The sequence below is a fragment of the Kitasatospora sp. NPDC091257 genome (assembly GCF_044757675.1).
Lineage (GTDB): Bacteria > Actinomycetota > Actinomycetes > Streptomycetales > Streptomycetaceae > Kitasatospora > Kitasatospora lactacystinica.
Map to the genome: position 1 here is coordinate 1 of NZ_JBIVVI010000993.1, position 3,462 is coordinate 3,462.

Genomic DNA, 3,462 nt, shown 5'->3' on the forward strand with positions numbered 1-3,462 from the left:
CTCCCCGGGCGCGGTGACCAGGGGAGTGGTGCTGATCGGCGGCCTGCCCGCGGCCCGCATGGGCGACAAGACCACCTGCGGCGCCACCGTCACCACCGGCGCGTTCAACGTGCTGATCGGGGGCTGAGCATGAGTGGCAGCTTCATAGGACGCGGCTGGGCCTTCCCGCTGCGGGTGAACGCCACCGGCGGCATCGCCATGGTGGAGCGCGACCGGGAGCTCGCGGAGGCGATCCGGCTGATCCTCGGCACCGCCCCGGGCGAGCGGCCGATGCGCCCCGAGTTCGGCTGCGGCATCCACGAGTACGTCTTCGCCCCGGGCGACAGCACCACCGCCGGACGGATCGCCCGCGAGGTGCGCATCGCCCTGGAGCGCTGGGAGCCGCGGATCGAGGTCGACGACGTGGTGATCGCCTTCGACAGCGCCGAGGAGGGCACCCTCTACATCGACGTCCACTACACCGTGCGGGCCACCAACGACCGCCGCAACCTGGTGTTCCCCTTCTACACCATCCCGGAGCACCCGGGCGCGGACGCCCTCGACACGGTCGGCGGGGGTGCGCGCTGATGGCCCTGCCCTCCCCGAACCTGGACGACCGCCGCTTCCAGCAACTCGTCGACGAGGCCAAGCGCTACGTCCAGCAGCGCGCCCCGGAGTGGACCGACCACAACGTCTCCGACCCGGGCGTCACCCTGATCGAGACCTTCGCCTACCTGGTGGACCAGCTGCTCTACCGGCTGAACCGGGTCCCGGAGAAGAACTACGCGGCCTTCCTCGACCTGCTCGGCATCCGGCTCTTCCCGCCCGCCGCGGCCCGGGCCGAGGTCGACTTCTGGCTCTCCGCCCCGCAGTCCGAGACGGTCCTGCTGCGGGCCGGCACCGAGGTCTCCACGCTGCGCACCGAGACCGACGACGCGGTGGTCTTCTCCACCGCCGAGGACCTGCCGATCGTCCCCAGCTCGCTGGAGCGGCTGGTCACCGTCTCCGCCTCCGGCGAGCAGTCCGACGGCACGGCCCGGCTGGCCGACGGCGCGGACGTGCCCTGCTTCCAGGCGCGCCCGGCGGCCGGGGACGCCATGCTCTTCGCCCTGCCCGCCGTCGTGCCGCGCTGCATCCTGATCGTCCGGCTGGACAGCCGGGTGGAGGGCGTCGGCGTCGACCCGCGCCAGCCGCCGCTGGCCTGGGAGGTCTGGGACGGCGCGCGCTGGATCGCCTGCGAGACCGGCAGCGACACCACCGGCGGCCTCAACCGGCCCGGCGAGGTGGTCGTCTTCGTGCCCGCCGGGCACACCGCCTCGGTGGTCGCCGGTCGCCGGGCCGGCTGGCTGCGCTGCCGGGTCACCGAGCCGCAACCGGGCCAGCCGTTCTACTCCGAGTCCCCCACCGTCCGGCGGGCCGAGGTGTTCACGGTCGGCGGCACCGCCACCGCCGTCCACGCGCAGACCGTCACCGACGCGCAGCTCGGCACCTCGGAGGGCGTCGCGGGCCAGCGCTTCCGGCTGGCCCGGCCGCCGGTGCTGCTCGACGGGGAGCCCCCGGTGGTCGAGGTCGCGGCCGGCGAGGGCTGGGAACGCTGGACGCTCGTCGAGCACTTCGGCGAGTCCTCGCCCGCCGACCGGCACGTGGTGCTGGACGCGACCACCGGCGAGTTCCTCTTCCCGCCCGCGGTCCGGGAACCGGACGGCGGCCTGCGGGCCTTCGGCGCCGTGCCGCCCAAGGGCGCCCGGCTGCGCGTCCCGCGCTACCGCACCGGCGGCGGGATCGCGGGCAACGTCGCCCGCGGCACCGTCACCGTACTGCGCAGCTCCGTCCCGTACATCGCCCGGGTCGACAACCGGGAGGCGGCGCGCGGCGGGGTCGACGGCGAGACCGTGGAGAACGCGAAGGCCCGCGCCCCGCACCAGCTGCGCCTACAGGAACGTGCCGTCACCGCCGGGGACTTCGAGCTGATCGCCCGGCAGGCCGCGCCGTCCGCCGCCCGGATCAGCTGCGTGCCCGCCGGCGGCGGGGAAGCGGGAGCGGTGCGGGTGCTGGTGGTCCCCGACGCGGTCGCGGACGAGGGCGACCGGCTGCGCTTCGAGCAGCTGATCCCCGACGAGCAGGTGCTGGCCGCCGTCGCGACCGCCCTCGACGAGCGCCGGCTGATCGGCACCCGGCTGGTCGTCCAGCCCCCCGCCTACCAGGGGGTGACGGTCGTCGCCCGGCTCACCACCCGCTCCGCCGACCCCGACCGGGTCCGCGAGGAGGTGCTCGCCGCGCTGTACCGGTACCTCAACCCGCTGCGCGGCGGCGCCGACGGCGAGGGCTGGCCGTTCGGCCGGGCCGTGCAGTACGGGGAGGTGTTCGCGGTGCTCCAGCGGGTCGCCGCGGTCTCGGGCGTCGAGGAGGTGCGGCTGTTCCCGGCCGACCCGATCACCGGACGCCGGGGCGCGCCCGCCGAGCGGGTCGAGGTCCCGGCGGACGCCCTGGTCTTCTCCCACCAGCACCAGGTCGTGGTCACCCCGGCCGCCGAGGACGGGACGTCATGAGCGAGTGCCGCGCGCCGAGAGTCGGGAGGCGCGGATGAGCCGCGCGGCGGTCCCGGGACTGCCCAGCCCGCATCCGATCGGCGAACTGCTGCCCGCGCTGTTCGCCGACGACGACTTCGCCCAGAGGTTCACGGCCGGCCTGGACACCGTCCTCGCCCCGGTCTTCGCGACCCTGGACAACCTGCCCGCCTACTTCCGACCCGGCCTCGCGCCGGCCGACTTCCTCGACTGGCTGGCCTCCTGGGTCGCGGTGGAGGTGGACCCGGCCTGGCCGGTGGAGGTGCGCCGCGCGGTGGTCGAGCGCGCCGTGGAGCTGCACCGCTGGCGCGGCACCCGCCGCGGCCTCACCGAACGGCTGCGGCTGGTGCTCGGCGCCGGAGCCGAGATCGTCGACGGCGGCGGCGCCTCCTGGTCCACCGACCCGGACGCTCCGTTGCCGCCCGCGCCGGGCGGCGACGTACTGGTCCGGGTCTGGCCGCTGCGCGGACCGGCGCCGGACGAGGACCAGGTGCGGTCCGTCGTGAGGGCGGGCTGTCCGGTCCATCTGACCTGCCGGGTGGAGATCCTGCCCGGCCCACCCGGGCGAACGGAGGGCTGACGGATGCCGGTGTGCCCCGAATGCGGAACGGCCAACGGGGAGGGGGACGACTTCTGCGGCAACTGCGGCGCCTACCTCGGCTGGTCGCGCGGCGCCGCCGCCCCGGCGACGGCGGCGCCGACGGCCGCGCCCGTCGCGGTGCCCGCCCCCGCGCGGGCCGAGCCCGAGCCCACGCCCGTACCCGTCCCGGAGCCCGCGCCCGCGCCCGTCGAATCCACCCGCCGGAGCGCCTCGCGCCGGACCGCGCGCACCGGGGCGGAGCCCAAGCCGGAACCCGAAGCAGAGGCCAAGGAGGAGCCCAGGGCGGAGCAGCCACCCGCCCGGCCCGCCGAACCC

General features: G+C 76.0%; 5 protein-coding genes. All 5 read left to right on the plus strand.

What is annotated here, in order from left to right; translation table 11 throughout:
- Positions 1 to 127 (plus strand): PAAR domain-containing protein (locus ACIQOV_RS33250; RefSeq protein WP_401054472.1); only part of this gene is annotated, 127 nt, incomplete at its 5' end.
- A 2-nt stretch (positions 128 to 129) separates the two neighbouring features.
- Positions 130 to 567: a GPW/gp25 family protein gene (locus ACIQOV_RS33255; protein ID WP_387684353.1), complete on the plus strand. Its 438-nt coding sequence runs from the start codon at positions 130 to 132 to the stop codon at positions 565 to 567.
- Positions 567 to 2,528, plus strand: a complete 1,962-nt coding sequence (locus ACIQOV_RS33260; protein WP_401054470.1) for a putative baseplate assembly protein — start codon at positions 567 to 569, stop codon at positions 2,526 to 2,528. The genes ACIQOV_RS33255 and ACIQOV_RS33260 overlap by 1 nt, the downstream gene beginning before the upstream one ends.
- A gap of 34 nt (positions 2,529 to 2,562) precedes the next feature.
- The gene (locus tag ACIQOV_RS33265; RefSeq protein ID WP_387729091.1) at positions 2,563 to 3,126 is read left to right on the plus strand and encodes a phage tail protein; all 564 of its coding nucleotides are present in this window, start codon (positions 2,563 to 2,565) and stop codon (positions 3,124 to 3,126) included.
- A gap of 3 nt (positions 3,127 to 3,129) precedes the next feature.
- Positions 3,130 to 3,462 (plus strand): zinc-ribbon domain-containing protein (locus ACIQOV_RS33270; protein WP_401054471.1); only part of this gene is annotated, 333 nt, incomplete at its 3' end.